The sequence below is a fragment of the uncultured Flavobacterium sp. genome (assembly GCF_963925415.1).
In the GTDB taxonomy this organism is placed as follows: domain Bacteria; phylum Bacteroidota; class Bacteroidia; order Flavobacteriales; family Flavobacteriaceae; genus Flavobacterium.
Genome location: NZ_CAWUTS010000084.1, coordinates 1 through 25,988, shown reverse-complemented (window position 1 = coordinate 25,988; position 25,988 = coordinate 1). Strand labels below are relative to the sequence as shown.

Genomic DNA, 25,988 nt, shown 5'->3' with positions numbered 1-25,988 from the left:
TGTCTAATGTCCAACTGTAAGTCACATCAGAATCAATAAAATCTATTGGCGTTATCAAAATTGTTCCCGTAGCGTTTTCACAAATGTTGAAGTCAGGTGTTATAGTAAATTGGGGTGAATTGCTAAACGTTACTGAAATTTCATCTGATTTTGTGATTTGACCACATGTTATTTCACATTTATAAACCCCCGTTTCCGTAACAATTAATTGGTCGGTAATTTGGCCTGGTATAAGAACAGAATCTTTAAACCAACTAACAGAGTCTTGACTGCTGATCGTTGCGTTAATGGTATATGAAGTTTCATCACAAAGAATAATATCATCTCCTAAAACAACCGAACAACAAGAAGCTGCTCCTGTTCCTGATGTTTGTGGCAATGTAAAAGTACCTTGAGAGTTACCGTAATTTGTTACTAATAATAAATAATGCTCGCCTGCAATTGCATTTGGTATGTCAACAAACTCTGTAGCTGCAGCTGAATAACTACAGTCAATTATATTATTTGGTATTGTTGTATTTCCGTCAGGGTAATCAAATAAATTATTACAAGCAGTTGTGTTCATTTCTGCGGTAGTAAAAGGGCCCCATAAAATAAAATCAACATCAGAATTTCCTCCTGGAGAGGATTGTGATAAGGTAAACGTTATTGGTCCAGTTGTTTCAATTTCAAATTGAAACCAAAATGGGTTTGGAGTTGTAAATAAACATCCTATAGTACCATAACTAGCAAGACCTGTTTGGTTTACATATACTTGGGCATCACCACAAGCAGGTTGAGCGCTGTCACACTGAACAGGTGTTGTGATACACAATTCAAAATCAGCAAAAAGACCTGTAGTTGCAGGTTGAGAATATACTCTAATATAATAAGACTCTCCAATTGTTAAACCACCTACAATTCCACTGTTATTTAATTGGCAATTAATTTGTGTTAATGAAGAACAATCTGCTCCTGAATAGGTTGCAAACGCAAGATCTGTAGTTGTACCTATAATATTGGTTAAATTTATATTATGCGTATTTGCTGTAGCTGTAAACTGAAACCAAACATCATCATCATCAGTACCTCCACACGTATTTGGCTCTGGAGATGCTGTTGCACTTGAAATGGTGCCAGGAATTGTTAAGGCACAAATTATGGATGAATTTACTGGGGCTATTAAAGGAGTCGCACAACTGTCGTTTGATGGGGGTGGTGGTGGTACACTTACACAAACATTAAACGTTGTTGTTTGTAATGGAACAGCTGTTGCGCTATAAACACGAATGTAATAAACTTCTCCAGCAACTAAACCACCTGGAACACTAAAGTTAGGGTTACTACACACTATTTGGGTTAGTGATCCACAAGGGTCTGTAGCACTTGCTGATGTATAAACGGCATGGTTTAAATCTAAAGTTGAACCTGCTATATCTTGTATCGTAATAGTATGTGTTGCTTGTGTTGCTGTAAATGTAAACCAAACATCATCATCTGCTGTTCCTAAACATGCATTTGCTTGTGCTGTAGCTGTAGCTCCTGCAACCGTTCCGGGAGAAAGAAGCGTACATGAACCATCAACATTTACCGTTACGTTTGTAGCGGTATCACAATTGTCGTTTACTGGGGGTGGGGGGGGTGTTACACAGGTTGTATTTAATGTAAACACTCCTTGAGCGCTACCATAACCATATACATAAATATAGTATAATGTTCCGGGCACTGTTACTACTTGAACTTCCGATTGCAATCCACATGAATCATCATTACCGGTTACACAAGTAAATGCACCGCATGATCCTGTAACAACCTGTATTTTTGTGTCAAATGATGATCCACATAAAGAAAATGTTACAACATCTCCTGTTCCAGCAAAACTATACCATAAACCTCCTGATCCTCCGGTGGTTCCACAAGTGCCTGTTGGAGCTCCAGTGGCTGTTGCGCCAACTGTTGTTTGAGTAATGGTACTGCCACAAGTAACAGGGATGGATCCATCACATAAATTATTTGTTGCCGGACAAAACCCTTGGGTCAATGCTGTACTGTTTTTAAAACAGTTTGCATCTTGTTCGTTTTGTAAATTAACCGTCACGTTTGTGCCGTTTGCAAAAGGACCAAACTGCATTATTCCTGCTGCTGTTATTGCCGGAACTGCCGTTGGTGATGCTGGTGTACTTGTGCCTGATATCGATGTTGCTGAACCTATATTTGTGACGTTTGCTGTTACAAAAAAGGTGTCGGGATCTGTTACACTGGTACAGTTAGAAACAACCGCAAAGGTTGCTGCCATGTTGGTACATGTGTTTTCTATGATTGTTAAAGTATAGGGAACACTCTGTGGTGTAGCCCATGTAGATATTACGATGTAATACGTTTGACCTATTGTTGGTGTAAAGGTTACCGAATCTGCCGTAGTGTTTCCATTACCTGCCGTACTTCCTGCAACACAACTAACCCCTATGTTGGCACAACTGTTGTATACAAAGATGCCTGACCATGTTGAATTAGTTTGTGATGTAATGGTTACTGAATTTGCAGTGGTAGCTGTAAACGAATAAAAAACATCGTCGCCATTTAAATAGGTTCCTGTAGTGCCACAACCTGTTGCTCCAGGGCTGCCTGCATAATCATCACCATAGCCCGAAGTGTTATCTGTTGTGGTATAGGGTAAACTTGGAACCGCTATTGAGGCCCCACATGTTTCTCCTAAAGATACCGTGCAAAAATTAAATGGACCAATCCATTCACTATTTGTTCCACTGGTACATAAAGCTCTTACATAAAAATCATAACAGGTTCCTGGTGTTAAACCAGTTGCGGTATAAGGGTTATTGCCCGTTACAATTCCTGAACCTGTTGGGGCAGCAGCTGTTGCAACAACCTCTACTTCCCATGAAGAAGCTCCACTGGGGTTGTCCCATCCTAAATCTGACGAAGAAAGCGTTGCATTTGTTGCCGTTTGAGTAGTAGGGTCTAAACACTGTTCTACTATATTAACATCATCAACAATCCATCGATCTCCATTATCATTTGACATAACAAATGCAACATAAACGCCTTGATTATAATTAGCCGTTGGAAATTGAACTACTTTTTCTTCACAAATGTTAAAAACAGCATTTAACTCTGTTTCTGTCCAGGTTTGTAAGGTAGTAAATGTCGTTTGATCTGTTTGAGACGTGGTAGATATTCGTATTGAATAAACACTTCCTTGATTGCCCGCTTGTGTTTGTTTGGTAATAAAACGAAGCTGACCGTTATTTGGAACCGTGTATAAAGGCATTACAAGCCAGTCTTCGGCTAATCCGGAAGCAACGTTTTCTCTATTTAAATATGCTGAGCGTGTGCCTGTACATGCGTTTGGAGCAGGTATTGTAGCCCAATTTTGAGCTAAACCAATTCCGTTGTCATAAACTTTCCAAGTACCTGAAGGCAAAACCCAATCATCTGAGGTTAAATCTGGTACTGATGTTCCCTCAAAGCCTTCTGGTAGTTGTGCAAAACTAGTAAAGGAAAGAAACATCAATATAAAAAACAAAGTAATTTTTTTCATTATTTGATGTTTTGATTAATTAAAGTTCGAAGTTAGTAAAATATTTGTAATATTTTAACATAATATTGTAATATGTATAATGTTAAAATTATTGAAAAGATAGATCAAAGTTAAATTCAAAAAAAACATGTAAATTTGTGTACTATTTAACCTTAATGAAAATGTAAACTACACTTGAAAACAAAAATATATTTTGCGTCTGATCAACATTTTGGCGCACCAGATTCAGAAAAAAGTTTTCCGCGAGAGCAAAAATTTGTGAAATGGTTGGATGAAATTAAGACAGATGCTACGGCTATATTCTTATTAGGTGATTTATTTGATTTTTGGTTTGAATATAAAACTGTAGTCCCCAAAGGGTTTGTAAGAGTATTAGGCAAGCTTGCCGAAATTAGAGATTCTGGTATTCCCATATACTTTTTTGTAGGAAATCATGATTTATGGATGTGCGATTATTTTGAAAAAGAATTAAATATCCCTGTTTATCATGACAATAAAGAATTTACCTTTGACAAAAAGACTTTTTTAATAGGCCACGGAGATGGTAAAGGCCCAGGAGACAAAGGATATAAGCGCATGAAAAAAGTGTTTACAAATTCTTTTTCTAAAGGGTTGTTTCGTTGGTTACATCCTGACATTGGTGTAAAGCTTGCCCAATACTTATCGGTTAAAAACAAGTTGATTTCAGGAAAAGAAGATGTAACTTTTTTGGGAGAAGAAAACGAATGGTTGGTATTATACGCCAAACGAAAATTGGAGACCAAACATTATGATTATTTTATTTTTGGACACAGACATTTACCAATGATTATTGATGTAGGACCAAATTCAAAATATGCTAATCTTGGCGATTGGATTGGATATTTTACATTCGGAGTTTTTGACGGAAACACTTTTGAGTTAAAAAAATATGAAAATTAATCTGATTTTTCTAATTCTTCAACCTCTTTTTCTAAATCTAATTTTCTAAAAGAAGGAGAAATAAATCCTGTAAAGGAAACTGTAAGAAGTGTCATGATTCCACCAAAAACTACCGCATTAACAACACCCATCAATTTAGCAGTTAAACCACTTTCAAAAGCGCCTAGTTCATTTGAAGAACCTACAAAAATTGAATTTACTGATGCAACTCTCCCCCTCATGTGATCGGGGGTATGCAATTGAAGTATGGTATTTCTTAATACAACAGAAACACCGTCAAACGCACCACTAAAAAACATAGCCAAAACAGATATCCAAAATATTTCTGACAAACCAAAAATAATAATACAAACCCCAAACATAAAAATTGCACTTAATAATTTTATTCCTGCTTTTTTATTTAATGAAAAATAGGCCGATAAAATCATCATTAAAAAGGAGCCTAAAGCTGGTGCCGCCCTCAAAACTCCAAACCCTTCAGAACCAACTTTTAAAATATCTTGAGCAAAAATTGGCAACAAAGCTACCGCACCACCAAACAAAACTGCAATCATGTCTAATGAGATAGCTCCCAAAATTGTTTTGTTGGTAAACACAAAATTTAAGCCTTCTTTTAAACTTTTCATGATAGGCTCCCCAATTTTTGGATTTAGAATAGGTTTTTTGTCAATTTTAGTTAAAAGTATTAAGGCAAAAATTGAAAAGGCAAAAACCAAACACAAAGACCAATGAACACCTATAATACTTATTGAAAAACCTGCAACTGCTGGTCCAATCATTGCTGCCATTTGCCAAACAGAACTGCTCCATGTTGCAGCATTTGGATATACTTTTTTAGGAACTATTAAAGAAATTAAAGAAAAAATGGTTGGCCCTAAAAAAGCGCGAACCAATCCTCCAAAAAACACTAAAGCATAAACCGTATAAAGTATAGTTTTTAAAGATAATTCTGCGTTAAATTTTGGAACTGTAATTAAAAACAATCCAAAACTAATTACTGAAAAGCCTAAAATACATTTCACTAATAAAGCTTTTTTTTCGCTTTGGTCTACAATATGCCCTGCAAATAATGCCATTAAAACTGCGGGTATAATTTCCATCAAACCAATAATTCCTAAAGACAATGGGTCTTTTGTTAAACTATAAACTTCCCATTCAATGATTACAAATTGCATTGACCATGCAAAAACCATAGCAAACCTCATAAGAAGGAAAAAATTAAACTCTTTATAACGCAAAGCTGCGTATGGATCTTTTTTATTCATATACCTGTTGAATCATTAGAAAATGAATTCTCATTATGTTTTTTCTTAATTTTTATAATTACCTCTTTAGTTATTCATCAACTCGTAAATCTCGTAATCTTAATTGTAAACTAACATTACCATTCCATTCATTTTCATCGATTGAATAAACAGACTGAAATGGTTTTAAATTTTGAGTTAAGTTTAATTTATTCCCTAATCCAAAACCTATTGCTCCAATACCCTCAGAACTTTTGTGTTTAAGAAACAAACGAATATGTTCTGCGTCTTTTCCCATTGATTTACCATGACCCGTATCTGTAATATTTTGAGTTAAAAATAAAGGTTGCATATTTAATGGTCCAAACGGTTCAAATTGACTTAAAATTCGAACAAATTTCGGATTAATATCCGAAAAATCAATTACTGCATCAATAGAAATCTCAGGAATTAATAAATCGGGGTCAATGCTTTCTTGAACTGTCTTCTCAAAGGCTTTTTTAAAATTTTGATAATTTTCTTCTTTTAAAGTCATCCCAGCGGCATACATATGCCCGCCAAATTGTTCCAAATGTTGGGCACAAGATTCTAAAGCATTGTACACATCAAAATCTTTAACAGAGCGAGCCGAAGCTGCTAATTTATTTCCGCTTTTTGTAAAAACAATTGTAGGGCGATAATATTTTTCAATCAATCGTGAAGCAACAATTCCAATAACACCTTTGTGCCAATCTTCTTGATAAACTACTGTTGAAAACCCTATTTGTTCATGATTTTCTTCGATTTGAAGCAAGGCCTCTTTTGTTATCTTTTGATCTAAACCTCTTCTGTCCGTATTAAATTCTTCAATTTCTAATGCAAATTCGGTTGCTTGAACCAAATTGAATTCAGTTAACAATTGAACAGCATAATTTCCGTGTTTAATTCTTCCCGCAGCATTGATTCTTGGAGCCACAATGAAAACAACATCTGTTATTGTAAGTGTGTTTTTTTTTATGTTTTGAATTAAAGCCTGAATTCCGGGCCGTGGATTTGAATTGATTACTTCCAATCCAAATTTTGCCAAAACTCTATTTTCTCCTGTTATTGGAACTATATCAGCGGCAATTGCTGTGGCTACTAAATCTAAATATGGCAATAAATCTTGTATGGTTTGATTTCGATTTTTACCTAAAGCTTGAATCAGTTTAAAACCAACGCCACAGCCACATAATTCGTCATAAGGATACGAACAATCATCTCGTTTTGGATCTAAAACGGCAACTGCATTGGGTAAAATTTCTCCTGGTCGGTGATGATCACAAATGATAAAATCGATTCCTTTATTGTTTGCATAATCAATATGCTCTATAGATTTAATACCACAATCTAAAGCAATAATTAAAGCAATTTGATTGTCGTGGGCATAATCAATTCCTTTAAAAGAAATGCCATAGCCTTCATCATATCGATCAGGAATATAGGTATCAACATTAGGATAAAACGTTTTTAAAAAACTTGAAACTAATGAAACAGCGGTTGTTCCATCGACATCATAATCTCCAAAAACCAGAATATTTTCTTTGTTATTGATTGCTTTTTCAATACGAACTACGGCTTTATCCATATCTTTCATCAAATATGGATCATGTAAATCGTTTAAAGAAGGTCTGAAAAAAGTTTTAGCTTGTTCGAAGGTGTTAATGCCTCTTTGAACTAACAATGCAGCAATAACTTCATCTACTTGAAGTTCCTTTTGGAGTTGTTGAACTTTTTGTTTTTCTGGCTTAGATTTTAAGTTCCATCTCATTTTAATAAAATTAGAAGTTAGAATTCTGAATGTAACATTCAGTTTTAATGGCGTATATGATTGAAATGCAAATGTATAAATTATTTTAAATCAAAAACTAAGTATTTTTTTTTTGAAGAGCATCTTTTTCAAAATGAATGCCTTCCCAACCAAATTTGATGAAATTTCTGATGTTTTGATGGTCATCGTCGTTAGGAGTTTCAACTACTTTGTGATAATGTTCTCCAAATAAAAATAAGGTATCAATAGCGCTTAATTTATTTAGTTTAGTAAATGAAAACACTTTGCAAGAACCGTTATTTGAATTTGCCTCGTTTGTAACACTTCCGTTTGTGAATTTTGTTGACATGAAATTATAAGAGGCATCAATTATTTCTAAAACATCTGAAAATTTAAGTGCCTCAGCTTGTTTTACTTTACTTATTAATTTTAAAACTGTCATTTTTTATATTTTATGAAAACTTGTTTTTACTGCTACTTTTGCAAACTGTCTGAACATTTCCATAACTCCACAGTATTTTTCAACAGATAAATCTACAGCTCTATTTAAGCGTTCTTCATTTAAATTAGATCCATAGAAATGAAATTCAAGCGTTACCTGATCATAAACCTTTGGATGCTCTTGGGTTAAACTAGCTGTTGTTTCAATTTTGAAATCATCTACCTCTAGTTTCATCTTTTCGATTAAGGATGCAACATCTAAACCTGAACAACCTGCTAAAGCGGACAACATTAAGGCTTTCGGTCTTAAACCGGCTCCTTCGCCTTGATTTTCTTCACCCGCATTAATTAATAAGGTTTCTCCACTAGGATTGGTGGATTCGAATTGCATTTTTCCTTTCCAAGTTGTAGTTATAATATGAATTGACATAGTGTAATTTTAAAATTTATTATCAAGTTATTGAACATGCTTTACATTGAATACTAAATATTATTGGAAGCCATATAATTAACAACCACAAAGAACATAAGACTATTAATTATTAAAATAAAAATTAGAACACCAATTTTCTTTTGAGCCACTATGTTTTTGTTTTTACTAACCCGCCAACAATTACAACTATTTCTCCTTTTGCAGGTTTAGCTTCAAAATATTTTAAAACTTCTTCGGCAGATCCTCGCTTGGTTTCTTCATGTAATTTTGATAATTCTCTTGAAACAGAAATAGGTCTCTCTGAACCAAAATATTGAATAAAATCGGCTAAAGTTTTATTTAATTTATGGGGTGAAACATAAAAGATCATCGTTCGTGTTTCGTTTTCTAAGGCTAAAAAACGCGTTTGTCTTCCTTTTTTATCGGGCAAAAACCCTTCAAAAACAAACTTATCATTAGGCAAGCCGCTGTTAACTAATGCGGGTACAAAAGCAGTTGCGCCAGGCAAACATTCGACTTCAATGTTTTTTTCTACACAAGCCCTAGTTAATAAAAACCCTGGGTCAGAAATGGCTGGTGTTCCTGCATCACTAATTAAGGCAATCGTTTCTCCCGCTTCTAATCGTTTGATAATGTTTTCAACCGTTTTGTGTTCGTTATGCATGTGATGACTGTGCATGTGAGTAGTAATTTCGTAATGCTTCATCAGTTTTCCACTAGTACGTGTGTCTTCTGCCAAAATTAAATCAACTTCTTTTAAAACTTTTATAGCTCTAAAAGTCATGTCTTCAAGATTTCCAATGGGTGTGGGCACAAGGAATAATTTTCCCATTATATAAGTGTCTATTTAATTGAATTTTTTTTCAATAATTTCTATAAAACGCATTTCATATTCTTCTTGACCTATCCAATCGTTATAATCAGGTTTAACAAAGTCAGTGATAAAAGAAGTTGCTTCATCTAATGAATCAAATGTGTTTAATTGAGAAATTACACGGTTAAAATCATCTGAACTTCCAGCAAAAAGCTTCTTTTCAAAAGCAATTCTGTCGTTAAGCCCAAAATTTATTCCGCTTACTAATTTGTCATTAATTGACATTGTTTTTAGCTCTTGTTTTTCGTGTTCTTGAGGCGAACTAGCTAAAGACTGCTCTTTTGATTCAATTAGCGCTTCATTTTCATCTATAAAAAGCTCTAGTTCATCTTTTTTTTCTTCTACTCTAATGAATTCGGGTTCTGCATATGATTCCCCTATTAATTCTTCTAAAGTAAGTTGGCTTATTTGATTGACACTTTTTTCGTCGGTATTACTTATGTTTTGGTCTGTTATATTGCTAATACTCTCAGTGGCATCTTCTAGATCATTTTCTAATGATGCATCAGGCAATTCAAGTGCATTATCTTCTGAAGTTTTAAAATTAACAACTTGCACTTCATTGGCTTCTTCTATTGGTGAAGGTGTGTCGTTATTTTGAAACGTTTGAGTTGTATGGTCTTTAGGCTCTAAAGTTTCAACTTGAGTATGTGCAGACATTAGCCCAACTTTTTCTTCTAATTGTTCAGGAGAAATTTCATGTTTAAAATTTTCAAAATTTTCTTCATAAAATCTCAAAACCGTTAATTGTTGATATAATTTTTGAGCTTCTTGTTGTAAAACAATGGTTTCTGAACGGTTTTTAAGTTTTAAAACACGGTGTGCAATACTTATTAATTCGCTTTCTAGTTTTTTCTTCATAACTTTTTAGAATAGAATAGAGGTTGTAGATGATTTTTTGATAAATTTGTTACAGATTACAAAATTAAAAGAATTTAATATTAATCGTTCGAAATATACAAAATGTTTCTCGAAAACACCGTAAATCAACAAGAACAATTTGGTTGGATAGAAGTAATTTGTGGCTCTATGTTTTCTGGCAAAACAGAAGAGTTGATTAGGCGTCTCAAAAGAGCTCAATTTGCTAAACAAAAAGTCGAAATTTTTAAGCCCGCAATAGATACCCGTTATCACAATGAAATGGTAGTATCTCATGATGCAAATGAAATTCGCTCTACACCTGTTCCCGCTGCTGAAAACATAAGAATTTTAGCTCAAGGCTGTGACGTAGTAGGTATTGACGAGGCTCAATTCTTTGACGACGAAATTATAACCATTTGCAACGACCTTGCTAATAGCGGCATTCGCGTTATTGTGGCTGGTTTAGACATGGACTTTAAAGGAAATCCGTTTGGACCCATGCCTGCTTTAATGGCTACAGCTGAATATGTAACTAAAGTTCATGCGGTTTGTACACGAACGGGTAATTTAGCTAATTTTAGTTTTAGAAAATCTGAAAACGACAAATTAGTGATGCTTGGCGAAAACGAAGAGTATGAACCTTTGAGTAGAGCTGCTTACTTTAAGGCTATAAATGAAAACAAAGACAATAAAGAAACTTGACATTAACAATTCAAAATATAATTTCGGTTGTTGATGCAAAAATCAATACAAATCTTCCCGATCTAACTATCGATACCATTTCTATTGATAGTCGTTCCCTACAAAACAGCAATGGAACCCTTTTTTTTGCTTTAAAAGGGCACAACCATAATGGACATAATCATATTGAAGGATTAATTGAAAAAGGCGTTCGTTATTTTGTAGTAGAATTTATTCCTGAAAAACTAAAAAACAAGGCTTATTTTATTGTTGTAAACAACACCTTAAAGGCCTTACAAGAAACTGCGGTTTTTTACAGAACACTTTTTGACATTCCAACAATTGGCATAACAGGAAGTAATGGAAAAACGATAGTCAAAGAATGGCTAAATTTTTTACTAAATCGAGATTTTGTAGTTGTTAGAAGTCCTAAAAGTTTTAACTCGCAAGTGGGTGTTCCATTATCTGTTTTTGAATGCAATCAAAATCATACTTTAGCAATTTTTGAAGCAGGTATTTCCACAACAAATGAAATGGAAAATCTTCAAAAAATAATTCAACCAAAAATCGGAATTTTTACTCATTTAGGAAATGCTCATGAAGAAGGGTTTTCATCAGAAACAGAAAAAATTCAAGAAAAAATTAAACTTTTTAAAGGTTGTGAAATTGTAATTCTTCAAAAAAATGAAAAAGTAGAAAATTTACTGTCTATAAAAACATTAACGTGGAGTTTTTTTGATAAAACCGCAAGTGTTTATATAAAAAAAAGCGAGTTAAATAATGGTTTTACGTTACTTTCTATACATTATAATTCCATTTCATTTGCTGCAGAAGTTCCTTTTCAAGATGAAGCATCTTTAGCAAATGCAATGACATGCATTTGCACTTTATTGTATTTAAAGTATGAAACATCTGTAATTACAGAACGCATAAAAAATTTATATCCAATTGAACTGCGATTACAAGTTAAAAAAGGAATAAACAATTGTTCATTGATTGATGATTCATACTCATCTGATTATCAATCTTTAAAGATGGCTTTAGATTTTTTAGAGCAACAAAAATTACATCAAAAAAAGACTTTAGTACTTTCTGATATTTTTCAAAGTGGTTTACCCTTAAACGAATTGTATGAAAAAGTAACCTCATTAATTAAAAACAATAAAATTGATCGTTTAATTACGATTGGCGATACCATTGAAATTTATTTAAAAGATATTCCAAATATAATTTCATTTGGTTCTACACAAGAGTTTCTTCAACAATTTAATTTGAGTTCGTTTGAAAATGAGACCATTTTAATAAAAGGCGCACGTAGTTTTAATTTTGAAGAAATTGTAGTAATTCTTGAAGAAAAAAATCACGAAACGGTTTTAGAAATTAATTTAGATGCCATAAGCTATAACCTCAACTTTTACAAATCTAAATTAAACCCTGAAACCAAAATAATGGTAATGGTCAAAGCTTTTGGATACGGAAATGGGGGTTATGAAATTGCTAAATTATTAGAACATCATAAGGTTGATTATTTAGGTGTTGCATTTGCTGATGAAGGAATTGAATTGCGAAAAGCTGGAATAACAGTTCCAATAATGGTGCTAAATCCAGAAAACAGTAGTTTTAATGCCATGATTGCATATGATTTAGAACCCGAAATTTATTCGATTACGGGGCTAAATGCTTTTTTAAAAATTGCTCAACAACGCAATATTTCTAATTACCCTATTCACTTAAAAATGGATACAGGCATGCATCGCTTAGGTTTTCAAAATCAGGATATCGATGAATTAAAAATAGCATTAAAAAACAATAATTTTATTTTTGTAAAAAGTATATTTACCCACTTGGCGGCAAGTGATGATTTTACTTTTAAAGATTTTACCCTTAACCAAATTAAATTATTTGATCAATTTTACCTCAATATTATTGCTGTATTAAATCACAAACCGAGCAGACACATTTTAAACACTTCTGGAATATTTAATTATTCTGACCATCAAATGGAGATGGTTCGACTAGGAATTGGTTTATATGGCGTAGGCAATTCAGACGATGAAAACAAACATTTATTAAATGTAAGCACCTTAAAAAGTATCATTTCGCAAATAAGAACTGTTGAAGAAAAGGAGAGTATTGGCTACAGCCGAAAATTCATGGTCAAAAACAGAATGCAAGTAGCTACAATTCCTATAGGTTATGCCGATGGAATTAGAAGGGCGTGGGGAAATGAAAAAGGATACGTAGTAATAAATGATCAAAAAGCTTTAATTTTAGGAAACATTTGCATGGACATGTTGATGGTTGATGTAACACACATAAACTGCACTGCAGGAGATGAAGTTATCATTTTTGGCGAAAAACCACATGTAAAAGAAATAGCCGATGTGTCGTTAACCATTCCTTATGAGGTTTTTGTCGGAATTTCGCAAAGAGTAAAGCGCATATTTTATAAAAACTAAACCTTATTTTAATAATTTTTCTATTTTAGTATTTCATTTTTAATCAAAACTAACTAAAATTTATAAGATATGTTGAAAGAATTTAAGAATTTTATTATGACAGGAAACGTTATAGAGTTTGCTGTTGCAGTTATTTTAGCTGGCGCAATAGGAGCAGTTGTTAATAGTTTTGTTAACGACGTTATAATGCCAATTGTTGGTCATTTTGCAGGTGGATTAGATTTTGCTAGCTACAAAACCGTTTTAAGCTCAGAAGTAGTTGACGCTGCAGGAGTTGTTGTAACTGCCGAAAATGCTATTCGTTATGGAGCATGGATTAATACTATTGTTAGCCTTATTATTGTAGGGTTTGTATTATTCATGATTGTAAAAGCATACAACAAGTCTAAAAAAGCAGCAGAAGCAGCTGCACCAGCTGGTCCATCCCAAGAGGATTTATTAGCTGAAATTAGAGATTTATTAAAAAAATAAAAAATCTATTTATTAAAAAAATTTAAACCCTGATTATTATCAGGGTTTTTTATTTAAATACATTTTTTATTTCATATTATTTGATTGATACCGTTTTGCATTAGATGCAAATTTATAATTATTCTATAGTTTTTTGTTAAATATTAAAAAACGAATAAAATTCTTTGTTTAATTAATTACTTTTGTGTGTATAAATTTATTTTAAAATGAAAATAGCAGTTGTTGGTGCAACCGGTATGGTTGGAGAAGTCATGTTGCAAGTATTAAATGAAAGAAATTTTCCTGTTACGGAATTAATACCTGTGGCATCAGAAAAATCTGTTGGCAAACAAGTAAAATATAAAGATAAAAGTTATTCGGTTGTAAACCTTCAAACAGCTATTGACATGCGGCCAGATATTGCTTTATTTTCTGCCGGTGGAGATATATCTTTAGAATGGGCCCCAAAATTTGCTGAAGCTGGAATAACCGTTATTGACAATTCTTCGGCTTGGAGAATGGATCAAACGAAAAAATTAATAGTTCCAGAAATTAATGCTTCAAGCTTAACAAAAGACGATAAAATTATTGCGAATCCTAATTGCTCGACTATTCAAATGGTATTGGCGTTAGCGCCCTTACATAATGCTTATAAGATTAAACGAATTGTGGTTTCTACGTATCAATCTATTACTGGAACTGGAGTAAAAGCCGTACAGCAGTTAGAAAGTGAATATGCAGGTATAAAAGGCGAAATGGCTTATAAATACCAAATTCACAGAAATGCTATTCCTCAATGTGATGTTTTTGAAGAAAACGGATATACAAAAGAAGAAATGAAATTGGTTCGTGAAACCCAAAAAATACTAAACGACAAAACTATTGCTGTTACTGCAACTGCTGTTCGCGTACCTATTGTTGGTGGCCATAGTGAGGCTGTAAATGTAGAATTTGAAAATGATTTTGAAGTTAACAATATTCGCTTAATTTTACATAATACCGATGGTGTTACTGTTCAAGATAACTTAGACACTTTTACCTATCCTATGCCTTTGTATGCACAAGGTAAAAATGATGTATTCGTAGGAAGAATTCGCAGAGATGAAAGCCAACCAAACACTTTAAACATGTGGATTGTTGCTGACAACTTACGCAAAGGAGCAGCCACAAACACGATTCAAATTGCAGAATACTTAATTGACCATAATTTAGTATAATACCTTGAAGAAAAAAATTGCAATAGTAAACCTCGGTTTAGTAATGGTGCTAATTTTTGCACTTTGCTATCAATCTTTACATGTTTTTTCTCATGCTAAATACAATGATTTTGACCTGGATTCTTCAAAGTCAAATAAAAACATTAGCCTTAAAATTGTTGAAAAACAACACTGTGCTGTTTGTGATTTCACCTTCGCCAGTTTCCTTTCTCCAGCATTTTTTACTTTTAAATTTATACCGTTTTATCAAACCCTAAGGCACCTAATTTCAATTCCTGAAAATGTAATTGCTTTTGGCGGAAGTCTTTACTCTTTAAGAGGACCCCCTTGTTTTATGTAATATCAGTTGTTTAGAATAATTCCTTATTCTTTTGTATGCTTTGTATTTAATACCTAGCAAAACCCCTAATTACTTAAAACTATCATAATGAAATATTTACATATTTGTGTTTTTATTTTTATCTCAACAATCACATACGGTCAAAATCATTTAAAAGGTAACATAAAAGCTGAAGACAAATCAAATTTAGAAAACGTTACTATTCAAATTCTTGGAACAAATTTATACACACAATCTGATGAAAACGGGAATTTTAAACTAAAAAATGTGCCCAAAGGCCCCCTTAAATTAGCCTTCTACCTATTGGGTTATGAATACAAAATTATCAAACAAAATACAACGAATCTAGATACTAGTATATCCATTATATTAATTAAAAAAGTACAACATTTAGATGAAGTTTTAGTTTCTGCTATTTTTAACAAAGTGCAAACACATAGTGTTATGAAGGTAGATCATAAAACAACTGAAGAAATGCTAAAAAATGGAGCTTTTTCTTTAGCTGATGGCTTAACTACTATTGCTGGAGTTTCAAATATTTCTACAGGAAATTCAATTGGCAAGCCCGTTATTCGTGGCTTAAGCAGCAGCCGTGTTTTAGTTTACACACAAGGTATCCGGTTAGAAAATCAACAATTTGGAGAAGAACACGGCTTAGGATTAAATGCTAACGGTATTGAAAGTGTAGAAGTAATCAAAGGCCCTGCTTCATTACTATATGGCTCGGATGCGCTTGGTGGAGTTTTATATTTCAATCCCGAAAAATTTGCCGCAATTGGTGATACTAAAATCAATATAGTTCAACAAATTTATTCAAACACAAGAGGAACTTCAACTTCATTTGGCGTAAAAGGTTCTCCAAGTAATTGGAAATTGTTAGCCCGAGGAAATTACACCACAAATGAAGATTATAAAATTCCTTCTGGTGATAAAATAATCAATACTCGTTCTATTGAAAAAGATTTTAAGACAGGCCTAGGCTATTCAAACTCTAATTTTTCGTCTGATTTGCGATACAATTATAACAATTTAAATTTGGGATTGCCCGAAGAAGAATTGATTAACGAAGGAAACAGAAACCCCTTATATCCAAAACAAGAAATTGACAATCATATTTTAAGTTTGAATCAGAAAATTTACTTCAAAGAATCTAAGTTAGAGGCTGATTTGGGCTACAGCTACAACAATAGAAAAGAGTTTGAGGCAGCTGATGAAATTGCGCTTTCTATGAAGCTCAAAACAGCTAATTATAACGTAAAATATTATTTCCCTAAAATAAAAAACACGGAAACCATAATTGGAGTTCAAGGAATGCGTCAAACCAATGAAAATTTTGGTTCATCATTATTGATTCCGAATGCTACCACAAATGATATGGGCATTTTTGCCACTTTTAATTATGAAAAAGACCAACATGCACTCATCGCTGGATTACGATTTGATAAACGAAAAATAAAAACAGAAAATCATGGGGTTTTAACAGAAGACGGTTATTTTGAAGCTATTGACCGAACCTTTAAAAGTTTAAATGCTGCCTTGGGATATAAAACCGATTGGACATCAAAATTTATATCAAGAATTAATTTAGCTTCTGGTTTTAGAGCTCCAAATTTATCAGAACTAACTTCAAATGGTGTTCACGAAGGTAGTAACCGCTATGAAATTGGAAATACAGAACTTAAAAACGAACAAAATTTTCAAGTTGATTTAAATTTAGAATACAAAAGCGAACATGTTGAAATTTTTGTTAATGGTTTTTATAATCACATTAACAATTACATTTTTATTGCTCCAACTGGAAATCTTTTAGAAGACAATTTTGTATATACGTACTTGCAAAGCAATGCCTATTTATTTGGTGGAGAAACCGGAATTCACTTTCATCCACATCCATTTGACTGGTTGCATTTTACAAGTAGTTTTGAATCGGTTACCGGCAAACAAAGCAATAATGACTGTTTACCTTTAATACCCGCTAACCAATGGAAAAATAATATTAGAGGCGAATTTACCATCAAAAATTGGTTGTCCAAAGGATTTGCTACTCTTCAAGTAAATCATACGTTGGCACAAAATAATTTTAGTGCGTTTGAAACGAAAACTAATAAGTACACCCTACTTAATATAGGGATTGGTGGAACTATTAAACTTGGAAAAACTTTTGTTGACTTAACTTTAAATACCAATAATATTTTGAATAAAACCTACGTCAATCATTTGTCAAGATTGAAGTCAGACGGCATTTCCAATATGGGAAGAAATTTTATATTTGGAATAAATTTTAAAATATAATAATCAATAATGTTCAATGTATTAAATTTGTAAAACAACTAAAACATTTCATATGAAAAAAATCGTACCAATAGCGCTTATTGCACTTACCTTTTTTTCGTGCAAACAAGAACAAAAAATCGAATTAGACATGATTTTAAATTACCCCGAAACTAAAAAAATTGATCATATCGACACTTATTTTGGTGATTCAATTACAGATTCTTACCGCTGGCTAGAAGATGATAAAAGTGCAGCAACTGAGGCTTGGGTAAAAGCCCAAAACGAAGTTACTTTTAACTATCTAGACAAAATTCCGTTTCGAAAACAAATCAAAGAACGAATGAAAAAATTATGGAATTACGAAAAAATTTCTGCCCCTTTCAAAGAAGGAAATTATACGTATTTTTATAAAAATGACGGTTTACAAAATCAATCTGTTTTATACAGAAAAGATAAAAACAACAAACAAGAAGTGTTTTTAGACCCAAACACTTTTTCTAAAGACGAAACCACTTCTTTAGGAGGAATTGATTTCTCAAAAGATGGTTCGTTAGTTGCTTACGCAATTTCAGAAGGAGGAAGCGATTGGAGAAAAGTAATTATCCTAAATGCTGTAACTAAAGAAGTTATTGGTGATACAATTGTGGATGTAAAATTTAGTGGAATTTCTTGGTACAAAAACGAAGGTTTTTATTATTCAAGTTATGACAAACCAAAAGGGAGTGAGCTTTCGGCTAAAACGGACCAACACAAACTGTTTTTTCACAAGCTAAACACTTCTCAAAAAGAGGATCAAGTGATTTTTGGTTTAGATCAAAAAAGAAGATATGTTGGAGGCTATGTAACCAAAGATCAAAATTATTTAGTGATTTCGGCAGCAATTGCCACTAATGGTAACGAATTGTACATCAAAGACATACGCAATAATGGACCCCTTAATAAAATTGTAAATACGTTTGATTATAATAATGAAGTGGTAGACAATGTAGGCGCAAAATTCTATTTATCAACAGATTTTAGCGCTCCTAATAAGAGAGTTGTAACTTTTGATTTAGCCAATGCGAAAATGGAAAACTGGGTAAACTTTATTCCTGAAACAGAGAATGTCCTTTCGGTTTCAACTGGTGGTGGGTCTATTTTTGCTGATTATATGAAAGATGCTGTATCGTTTATCAAACAATATGATTATGATGGCAAATTAGTTCGTGATATTAAGTTGCCCGGCATTGGTTCTGCTGGTGGATTTGGAGGTAAAAAAGCAGAAACAACCTTGTATTATTCGTTTACCAATTACACAACTCCTGGAACAATATATTCGTACAATCCAAAAACAGGGAACTCAAAAATATACGAAAAACCAAAAGTTGATTTTAAATCGGAAAATTATGAATCAAAACAAGTTTTTTACACATCAAAAGACGGCACTAAAATTCCAATGATTATTACGTATAAAAAAGGAACAGCCTTAAATGGCAAAAACCCAACCATCCTTTATGGTTATGGTGGTTTTAACATCAGTTTGACACCAAGTTTTAGTATTGCCAATGCCGTTTGGATGGAAAATGGGGGTGTTTACGCTGTTGCGAATTTACGTGGTGGTGGTGAGTATGGTAAAAAATGGCACGATGCAGGAACACAAATGAAAAAACAAAATGTGTTTGATGATTTCATCGCTGCGGCCGAATATTTAATCAAAGAACAATATACTTCTCCAAATTATTTAGCCATAAAAGGAGGCTCTAACGGTGGTTTGTTGGTTGGAGCTGCAATGACTCAAAGACCTGATTTAATACAAGTAGCCTTACCTGCTGTTGGCGTATTAGACATGTTGCGTTATCATACCTTTACAGCTGGAGCTGGATGGGCCTATGATTATGGAACTAGTGAACAAAGTAAAGAAATGTTTGAATATTTAAAAGGATATTCTCCTGTTCACAACATAAAGGCGGGTACAAAATATCCAGCAACAATGGTCACAACAGGTGATCATGACGATAGAGTGGTGCCGGCACACAGTTTTAAATTTGCTGCCGAATTGCAAGCCAAACAAACAGGATTGAGGCCTACTTTAATTCGAATTGATATAAATGCAGGACACGGAGCAGGAAAATCAACCGAAGCAATTATAAATGAACAAGTAGATATTCAGTCTTTTACTTTATATAATATGGGCCTAAAAAACTTGGATTAACAAAAATTCTCGTTTGGTCTTTGACTAAACGAGATTTTTTTTTGTTTTAGGGTTAACAGCGGCATCCTTTTTTTTTAGATTTGAATACGATAATGTACAGAAAGTTATTATTTTAAAAAAAATATAGCGGAAGACCTGTCCCTAAAAAAAAGGCCAAAGTTACTTACTGTTCTAAATTTATATAATTTATATATTTTGCAATTTTAGCTTTACGCTTGTTGATATAAGAAGAAGAGTTTGTGGCTTTATATTTTCTGGGGTTTGGTAAAATAACTGCTATACCAGCAGCTTCTAGTTTGGATAAGCTTTTGGCATCTTTTCTGTACCAATATTTTGAGGCCGCTTGTGCTCCATAAACGCCATTACCCATTTCAATACTGTTTAAATAGACTTCCATAATGCGGTTTTTACTCCAAAATAGCTCTATGAGTGTCGTATAATAAACTTCCAATACTTTTCGAACATAACTTCTGCCCGGCCAAAGAAAAACGTTTTTTGCTGTTTGCTGCGAAATGGTGCTTCCTCCTTTTATTTTTTTTCCTTTTTGATTGCTTCTATATGCTTTTTGCATGGATTTAAAGTCAAATCCGTAATGCTCAAAAAAAAGGCCGTCTTCACTTGCTATTACAGCTTTTTGAAGGTTTGGAGCTATTTTTTCAATACAGACCCAATGGTGGTTAAAAGCTACTTCTTTTTTATCAATTATTTGTTCTATTGCTCTTATTGCCATTAATGGTGTAAAAGGAACGGGTACAAACTTAAAAAGCAGTACCAAAAAAAGACTAATGATATTAAACCAAAGAAAGGTTTTCCAAAGGAAACGTTTTATTTTTTTGAACATAAACTTAAATTAAATCTGCTAATTCTTTACCTATTAAACTACCAATAGCTACACCCATTCCGCCTAATCGAACACCACAATATACGTTATTTGACAGTTGTTGTACTATTGGGTTTTTGTTATTTCCAACACCCATTATACCGCTCCATCGATGTTCTATTTCGAAAGTTTGATTGGGTAAAATTACATCTTTTAACAATTGCTCCAAGTTGTTTTGAATAATTTTTGTTTGATTAAAATTGGTTGTAGTTTCGGTTTCAAAATCGAGGTTTCTGCCACCCCCAAAAAGAATTCTATTCTCTATATTTCTAAAGTAATAATAGCCTTGATCTAAATGAAAAGTGCCTTTTATGTGTAAGTTTTTAATAGGTTTTGTTATCAGAACCTGTGCTCTTGCTGGTTTTACTTGGTCATTTGTGAGTTGCGATGCAAAACCATTTGTAGCAAATAAAAGCTTATTGGTTTTAAATGAGATTTCATTGGTAACTACTTCTACAAATGAATTGTGAGTTGTATAGGAGCTTACATTTTGTTGGTTTAAAATTAAAATATCATTAGAAACAGCTTGTTTTAACAATTGCTGCATCATGTTGCCCGTATCAATTTGCCCTTCAAATGGATTAAAAATAAGTTGGTCAAAAATTCTGTTGAAGTTAAAACTGTTGTTTTCTTTAATAAAAACGTCCGTTTTAAAAATGGGCTTTAGTACTTCATTTATAAAAGGCAACTGAGTTAAACAATGTTCATAAAAGGCTTCGTCTTTTTTTAAAAACAACTCATAACCTCCAAAAGACTTATAGTCAAGTGCATCGTCACCTATTCTTTTGCGTAATAATTGTAAACCATCCCATCGCTTTTGAATCAATTGAATAACTTGTTGTTCAGAATGTGTTTTTAAATCATCTATAATTTCTGAAAGACTACCAAAACAAGCAAATCCTGCATTTTTTGTACTTGCCCCTTGTGGTAAGATTCCTTTTTCGAGCACTAATATTTTACTTTTAGGAAATTTTTTTCTTAAATTTAATGCGCAATGCAAACCTACAATTCCACTGCCCACAACGGTGAAATCAACATTTGAAAACCAATTTTTAATTTCCCAATAACTGAGCTGCATTTTATATAAGATTATTGCGTTCTGTTTTTTTTGCTTTAAAATAATTCCATACCAATGGAAATGTGGTAATTGCAATTAGGATAAAGATAATGGTTTCAATGTGTTTTTTTAAATCTATATCAAACTGTTCTAAAAAAAAACTGTATAAATAATGTCCTGCAAAAACTAAGGTAAATGACCAAAGAAAAGAACTCGCTATATTATAGAACATAAACTTACTTTTTTTCATTTTAATAATACCTGCTATTATAGGTACAAAAGTTCTTATTATAGGCAAAAAGCGTGCAAATATTATGGCTTTTCCACCGTGTTTTTCAAAAAAATCTTGTGACTTAATTAGGTATCTTTTTTTGAAAAAGAAACTGTCTTCCTTTTCAAATAAAAATTGGCCGCTTCTTGAGCCAAACCAATAGCCAAAAACATTTCCTAAAGAAGCTGCAGCAGCAATTAGCAAGGATAAAATGGTCACATTTGAAAAATCACTGGGTATATAAAAAAAAGTTTCAACTAATTCTCTGCTGTATATTCCTGACAAAAACAACAAGCTATCACCTGGCAAAAAGAAGCCTGCAAATAAGCCTGTTTCAGCAAATACTATAAATAAAACCATATAGATTCCAATAGACACACCTCCTAATTCCATTGTAATGTAGAATTCGGGATTAAAGAGTTTTGTCCAATTAAAATCGTTCATTTTATGCTAATTTATTTATGGATTTTGCTACAACCATACTAACAGCCGCATCACCAGTAACATTAACTGTTGTTCTACACATGTCTAAAGGTCTATCAATAGCAAATATTAAAGCTAAACCGGCTTCTGGTATTCCGGCTTGGGCCAATACAATTACTAACATAACCATGCCGGCACCAGGAACGGCTGCACTGCCTATTGAGGCAAGTGTTGCGGTAACGATAATGCCTAATTGTGCTCCTATACTTAAATCCATCCCAAAAGCTTGTGCAATAAAAACGGCTGCAACTGCTTGATATAAACTCGTTCCATCCATATTTATTGTGGCTCCTATGGGCAAAACAAAACTGGCTACTTCATCATCAACACCTAAGTTATCTACAACGCGTTCCATAGTTACAGGAAGCGTAGCTGCAGATGAGCTGGTTGAAAAAGCTAATAATTGAGCTGGAGCAATACCTTTAAGAAAAAAAGAAGGGCTCTTTTTAGCTAATATTATTACAATTAATATATATATACCAACCATTAACATTAAACCTAACAATACAGAAATTCCATACATACCTAGGGCTTTAAACAAATCGACGCTGGGTGATTCTGCAACTAAAGAAGCTAGTAAAGCAAATACTCCAAACGGAGCGGCTAACATAATTAAGTCAATCATTTTAAGTATGATGTCGTTAAAACTATCAAAAAAATCTTTTACTGGTTTTGTTGTTTTTTCGGGCAGTAATATCATCGAAATTCCAAAAAACAAGGCAAAGAAAATGACTTGAAGCATGCTGCCATTATCGGTTGCTGATTTAAAAATATTGTCTGGAACAATATCCTCTAATGCTTGTAGGGGGCCCGCTTCGTTTTGCTTGTTGGCGGCTTCAATTTTTGAATTGGCGTCACCCGCAAAATTATTCATCAATTCGGTCCTAGTTTCAACAGAAATATAACTCCCTGGCTTTATAATATTAACAATGGCTAAACCAATTGAAACAGCTAAAACAGTTGTTGCAATATATAAACCAATGGTTCTACCTCCCATTTTAGAGAGCTTAGAAATGTCTTTTAAATCAGAAATCCCTTTGATTAAGGATCCTAAAATTAAAGGAACTGCAATAAGCTTTAAAAGATTTATAAAAATACTCCCAAATGGTTTTATCCAATCTGTAATGAATGATTTACCCCATTCAAATTGCGTTAAAACAAAAGCAAATGTAACTCCTAAAACCATTCCTAATAATATCTGCCAATGCAATGCTAATTTTTTCATTCTCGTAATTTATCCTTATGAATTGTGAAAATACTTATATTTTTTTAAATTTTAATGCTTTTGTGGATTAAAAAAAGAAAAAAATATTTTATAATTAAGGTCTCTATTTCACACGTAAATGCAAATTGATTCAAAAAAATTGGTTTGCTTTTTATTATAGACAAAATCTAACACAGATATCCTTAACTAATTTTTACCTTTTATTCAAAAAAAAAACACTCAAGATATTGAGTGTTTTAAGTTTTTATTCTTCTAATTTTTCATTCATTACAAAGGATTCCATAAATTTTGTAGTGTAGTTTCCTGATACATAATCAGGCTCGTCCATTAATTGCCTGTGAAAAGGAATTGTTGTTTTTATACCTTCTATTACAAACTCATCTAAAGCCCGCTTCATTTTGCTTATGGCCTCTTCTCTTGATTGTGCTGTTGTGATCAACTTAGCAATCATAGAGTCGTAATTTGGCGGTATTGTATACCCAGCATACACATGTGTGTCTAAACGAACTCCGTGTCCTCCTGGTGTATGAAGTGTGGTTATTTTTCCTGGTGAAGGTCTAAAATCATTATAAGGATCTTCTGCATTAATACGACATTCAATTGAATGTAACATAGGAAAATAGTTTTTACCTGAAATTGGTATTCCAGCTGCAACCATTATTTGCTCACGTATTAAATCAAAATCAATTACTTGTTCTGTAATAGGGTGTTCTACTTGAATACGTGTATTCATTTCCATAAAATAGAAATTTCTATTTTTATCTACTAAAAATTCAACAGTTCCAGCGCCTTCATAATTGATGTATTCGGCTGCTTTTACTGCTGCTGTTCCCATAGCATTACGCAATTCGTCTGTCATAAAGGGAGAAGGAGTTTCTTCTGTTAATTTTTGATGACGGCGTTGAACAGAGCAATCTCTTTCTGATAAATGACATGCTTTTCCATATGAATCACCAACAACTTGAATTTCAATGTGACGGGGCTCTTCTATTAATTTTTCCATGTACATGTCGTCATTTCCAAAAGCAGCTCTACTTTCTTGCCTGGCTGATTCCCAAGCATTTTTAAGGTCTTCTTTTTTCCAAACGGCACGCATACCTTTTCCACCGCCTCCAGCAGAAGCTTTAAGCATTACTGGATAACCTGTTTCTTTGGCAATTTTTTCACAATCTTCATACGTTAAAATAATGCCCTCACTTCCTGGAACACAAGGCACACCAGCTTCAATCATGGTTGATTTTGCATTGGCTTTGTCTCCCATTCGATCAATCATTTCTGGAGAAGCTCCAATAAATTTGATCCCGTGTTCTTGACAAATTTTTGAAAATTTAGCGTTTTCTGATAGAAAACCGTATCCTGGATGAATAGCGTCGGCATTTGTAATTTCTGCCGCTGCTATTATATTTGACATTTTTAAATAGGAAAGGTTACTTGGAGGTGGTCCTATACAAACCGCTTCATCTGCAAACCGCACATGTAAACTATGTTTATCAGCAGTAGAATATACCGCAACAGTTTTTATGCCCATTTCTTTACATGTTCTTATAACACGTAATGCAATTTCACCTCTATTGGCAATTAATATTTTTTTAAACATCTAATTTGAGTTATGAGTTATGAGTTATGAAATTTTTATACCATTATGAAAAGGATGAAACCTGTTTATAATTAATAATTCATAATTAATAATTTCTTATGATGGATCTACTAAAAATAAAGGTTGGTCAAATTCAACTGGTGACATGTCGTCCACTAAAATTTTAACTATTTTACCTGAGATTTCAGATTCAATTTCGTTAAATAATTTCATTGCTTCAATTACACAAACTACATCACCTTTAGAAATAGTGCTTCCAACTTCAACAAAAACAGCTTTGTCTGGTGATGGTTTTCTATATAATGTTCCAATAATTGGAGATTTTATAGTAATATATTTTGAATCCTCATCAACAGCTTCTAAGGGTGCCGTTGGATTTTCTGATTGAGCTACTGGCGCTTGAGCTGAAACCTGACTAACTGGTGCTTGTTGTACATAAGTTATTGCAGCTTCTGCAGCTTCAGAAGTCGTTTTAATGGTGATTTTGAAATCGTCCATTTCTAATTTTACTTCTGTTGCCCCAGATTTTGAGACAAATTTGATTAAATTTTGAATTTCTCTAAGATCCATACTATTAAAATTTAAATTAATTTAGTTTGTTTGTTTTATTTTGAATTATATGCCCATTTTAAATAAATTGAACTGCTTGCTTTTCAATAATAGAACAGCCCTCTTTAATGTCTTCTGTAATGACGTTACCCCCAAATGGAATCACGGCAGTGTGGCGAATAATACCGTCTTTAAAAATGGCGAGATCCGTAG

The 25,988-nt window shown here is 33.0% G+C and carries 21 protein-coding genes and 1 pseudogene; 8 read left to right on the top strand and 14 right to left on the bottom strand.

What is annotated here, in order from left to right:
- Positions 1-3,538 (bottom strand): choice-of-anchor J domain-containing protein (locus tag AABM47_RS06655; RefSeq protein ID WP_338410146.1); only part of this gene is annotated, 3,538 nt, incomplete at its 3' end.
- A 174-nt stretch (positions 3,539-3,712) separates the two neighbouring features.
- Here AABM47_RS06655 and AABM47_RS06650 point away from each other — a divergent pair.
- Positions 3,713-4,459, top strand: coding sequence for a UDP-2,3-diacylglucosamine diphosphatase (locus AABM47_RS06650; protein ID WP_338410145.1), 747 nt, complete (start codon positions 3,713-3,715; stop codon positions 4,457-4,459).
- Here the strand turns inward: AABM47_RS06650 and AABM47_RS06645 are convergent.
- From AABM47_RS06645 to AABM47_RS06620, 6 genes are all read right to left on the bottom strand, one after another.
- Positions 4,456-5,724: an MFS transporter gene (locus AABM47_RS06645; RefSeq protein WP_338410144.1), complete on the bottom strand. Its 1,269-nt coding sequence runs from the start codon at positions 5,722-5,724 to the stop codon at positions 4,456-4,458. The genes AABM47_RS06650 and AABM47_RS06645 overlap by 4 nt on opposite strands.
- A 70-nt stretch (positions 5,725-5,794) precedes the next feature.
- The gene (gene recJ / locus AABM47_RS06640) at positions 5,795-7,492 is read right to left on the bottom strand and encodes a single-stranded-DNA-specific exonuclease RecJ (protein ID WP_338410143.1); all 1,698 of its coding nucleotides are present in this window, start codon (positions 7,490-7,492) and stop codon (positions 5,795-5,797) included.
- A gap of 97 nt (positions 7,493-7,589) precedes the next feature.
- Positions 7,590-7,934 carry a HopJ type III effector protein gene (locus AABM47_RS06635; protein ID WP_338410142.1) on the bottom strand — a complete coding sequence of 115 codons (345 nt, stop codon included), beginning with the start codon at positions 7,932-7,934 and terminating at the stop codon, positions 7,590-7,592.
- A gap of 3 nt (positions 7,935-7,937) precedes the next feature.
- Positions 7,938-8,363 carry an OsmC family protein gene (locus AABM47_RS06630; protein ID WP_338410141.1) on the bottom strand — a complete coding sequence of 142 codons (426 nt, stop codon included), beginning with the start codon at positions 8,361-8,363 and terminating at the stop codon, positions 7,938-7,940.
- 151 nt (positions 8,364-8,514) lie between these two features.
- Positions 8,515-9,198 (bottom strand): 16S rRNA (cytidine(1402)-2'-O)-methyltransferase, encoded by a 684-nt coding sequence (gene rsmI, locus AABM47_RS06625; protein WP_338410140.1) that lies wholly within the window; start codon positions 9,196-9,198, stop codon positions 8,515-8,517.
- 15 nt (positions 9,199-9,213) lie between these two features.
- A complete protein-coding gene (locus tag AABM47_RS06620; protein ID WP_338410139.1) occupies positions 9,214-10,101 on the bottom strand; it encodes a hypothetical protein in 888 nt (295 codons plus the stop codon).
- Positions 10,102-10,203: 102 nt separating this feature from the next.
- On the opposite strand from AABM47_RS06620, the gene AABM47_RS06615 reads away from it, so the two are divergent.
- From AABM47_RS06615 to AABM47_RS06585, 7 genes are all read left to right on the top strand, one after another.
- Positions 10,204-10,803 carry a thymidine kinase gene (locus AABM47_RS06615; protein ID WP_338410138.1) on the top strand — a complete coding sequence of 200 codons (600 nt, stop codon included), beginning with the start codon at positions 10,204-10,206 and terminating at the stop codon, positions 10,801-10,803.
- On the top strand, positions 10,800-13,241 hold the full coding sequence (locus tag AABM47_RS06610; RefSeq protein WP_338410137.1) for a bifunctional UDP-N-acetylmuramoyl-tripeptide:D-alanyl-D-alanine ligase/alanine racemase: 2,442 nt from the start codon (positions 10,800-10,802) through the stop codon (positions 13,239-13,241). Before AABM47_RS06615 ends, AABM47_RS06610 begins: the two co-directional genes overlap by 4 nt.
- 69 nt (positions 13,242-13,310) lie before the next feature.
- Positions 13,311-13,712 carry a large conductance mechanosensitive channel protein MscL gene (mscL, locus tag AABM47_RS06605; RefSeq protein ID WP_338410136.1) on the top strand — a complete coding sequence of 134 codons (402 nt, stop codon included), beginning with the start codon at positions 13,311-13,313 and terminating at the stop codon, positions 13,710-13,712.
- A gap of 206 nt (positions 13,713-13,918) precedes the next feature.
- Positions 13,919-14,908, top strand: coding sequence for an aspartate-semialdehyde dehydrogenase (locus tag AABM47_RS06600; protein ID WP_338410135.1), 990 nt, complete (start codon positions 13,919-13,921; stop codon positions 14,906-14,908).
- A gap of 4 nt (positions 14,909-14,912) precedes the next feature.
- Positions 14,913-15,248, top strand: a complete 336-nt coding sequence (locus AABM47_RS06595; protein ID WP_338410134.1) for a hypothetical protein — start codon at positions 14,913-14,915, stop codon at positions 15,246-15,248.
- An 87-nt stretch (positions 15,249-15,335) separates the two neighbouring features.
- Positions 15,336-17,540: a TonB-dependent receptor gene (locus AABM47_RS06590; RefSeq protein ID WP_338410133.1), complete on the top strand. Its 2,205-nt coding sequence runs from the start codon at positions 15,336-15,338 to the stop codon at positions 17,538-17,540.
- A gap of 52 nt (positions 17,541-17,592) precedes the next feature.
- Entirely contained in the window at positions 17,593-19,713 is a 2,121-nt protein-coding gene (locus AABM47_RS06585; RefSeq protein ID WP_338410132.1) for a prolyl oligopeptidase family serine peptidase, read from the top strand.
- A gap of 163 nt (positions 19,714-19,876) precedes the next feature.
- Here AABM47_RS06585 and mtgA read toward each other — a convergent pair whose 3' ends face one another.
- The 7 genes and pseudogenes from mtgA to AABM47_RS06550 form a co-directional block, all read right to left on the bottom strand.
- A complete protein-coding gene (gene mtgA / locus AABM47_RS06580) occupies positions 19,877-20,554 on the bottom strand; it encodes a monofunctional biosynthetic peptidoglycan transglycosylase (RefSeq protein WP_338410131.1) in 678 nt (225 codons plus the stop codon).
- A 4-nt stretch (positions 20,555-20,558) separates the two neighbouring features.
- Entirely contained in the window at positions 20,559-21,671 is a 1,113-nt protein-coding gene (locus AABM47_RS06575) for an FAD-binding oxidoreductase (RefSeq protein ID WP_338410130.1), read from the bottom strand.
- Between the two features lies 1 nt (position 21,672).
- Positions 21,673-22,365, bottom strand: a complete 693-nt coding sequence (locus AABM47_RS06570) for a VTT domain-containing protein (protein WP_338410129.1) — start codon at positions 22,363-22,365, stop codon at positions 21,673-21,675.
- Between the two features lies 1 nt (position 22,366).
- Positions 22,367-23,629 (bottom strand): dicarboxylate/amino acid:cation symporter, encoded by a 1,263-nt coding sequence (locus AABM47_RS06565; protein ID WP_338410128.1) that lies wholly within the window; start codon positions 23,627-23,629, stop codon positions 22,367-22,369.
- Between the two features lie 244 nt (positions 23,630-23,873).
- Positions 23,874-25,226 (bottom strand): acetyl-CoA carboxylase biotin carboxylase subunit, encoded by a 1,353-nt coding sequence (gene accC / locus AABM47_RS06560; protein ID WP_338410127.1) that lies wholly within the window; start codon positions 25,224-25,226, stop codon positions 23,874-23,876.
- A 96-nt stretch (positions 25,227-25,322) separates the two neighbouring features.
- Positions 25,323-25,796, bottom strand: coding sequence for an acetyl-CoA carboxylase biotin carboxyl carrier protein (gene accB, locus AABM47_RS06555; protein WP_338410126.1), 474 nt, complete (start codon positions 25,794-25,796; stop codon positions 25,323-25,325).
- A gap of 73 nt (positions 25,797-25,869) precedes the next feature.
- Positions 25,870-25,988 (bottom strand): annotated as a pseudogene (locus AABM47_RS06550) (cell division protein FtsA); the annotation flags it as partial.

Excerpts from the sequence above, each read along its gene's own strand:
- AABM47_RS06570 (WP_338410129.1), bottom strand. The coding sequence starts at position 22,365 with ATGAACGATTTTAATTGGACAAAACTCTTTAATCCCGAATTCTACATT.
- AABM47_RS06615 (WP_338410138.1), top strand. The coding sequence starts at position 10,204 with ATGTTTCTCGAAAACACCGTAAATCAACAAGAACAATTTGGTTGGATA.
- accB (WP_338410126.1), bottom strand. The coding sequence starts at position 25,796 with ATGGATCTTAGAGAAATTCAAAATTTAATCAAATTTGTCTCAAAATCT.
- AABM47_RS06585 (WP_338410132.1), top strand. The coding sequence starts at position 17,593 with ATGAAAAAAATCGTACCAATAGCGCTTATTGCACTTACCTTTTTTTCG.
- AABM47_RS06590 (WP_338410133.1), top strand. The coding sequence starts at position 15,336 with ATGAAATATTTACATATTTGTGTTTTTATTTTTATCTCAACAATCACA.
- AABM47_RS06635 (WP_338410142.1), bottom strand. The coding sequence starts at position 7,934 with ATGACAGTTTTAAAATTAATAAGTAAAGTAAAACAAGCTGAGGCACTT.
- rsmI (WP_338410140.1), bottom strand. The coding sequence starts at position 9,198 with ATGGGAAAATTATTCCTTGTGCCCACACCCATTGGAAATCTTGAAGAC.
- AABM47_RS06565 (WP_338410128.1), bottom strand. The coding sequence starts at position 23,629 with ATGAAAAAATTAGCATTGCATTGGCAGATATTATTAGGAATGGTTTTA.
- AABM47_RS06645 (WP_338410144.1), bottom strand. The coding sequence starts at position 5,724 with ATGAATAAAAAAGATCCATACGCAGCTTTGCGTTATAAAGAGTTTAAT.
- AABM47_RS06630 (WP_338410141.1), bottom strand. The coding sequence starts at position 8,363 with ATGTCAATTCATATTATAACTACAACTTGGAAAGGAAAAATGCAATTC.
- recJ (WP_338410143.1), bottom strand. The coding sequence starts at position 7,492 with ATGAGATGGAACTTAAAATCTAAGCCAGAAAAACAAAAAGTTCAACAA.
- mscL (WP_338410136.1), top strand. The coding sequence starts at position 13,311 with ATGTTGAAAGAATTTAAGAATTTTATTATGACAGGAAACGTTATAGAG.
- mtgA (WP_338410131.1), bottom strand. The coding sequence starts at position 20,554 with ATGTTCAAAAAAATAAAACGTTTCCTTTGGAAAACCTTTCTTTGGTTT.
- AABM47_RS06600 (WP_338410135.1), top strand. The coding sequence starts at position 13,919 with ATGAAAATAGCAGTTGTTGGTGCAACCGGTATGGTTGGAGAAGTCATG.
- accC (WP_338410127.1), bottom strand. The coding sequence starts at position 25,226 with ATGTTTAAAAAAATATTAATTGCCAATAGAGGTGAAATTGCATTACGT.
- AABM47_RS06575 (WP_338410130.1), bottom strand. The coding sequence starts at position 21,671 with ATGCAGCTCAGTTATTGGGAAATTAAAAATTGGTTTTCAAATGTTGAT.
- AABM47_RS06620 (WP_338410139.1), bottom strand. The coding sequence starts at position 10,101 with ATGAAGAAAAAACTAGAAAGCGAATTAATAAGTATTGCACACCGTGTT.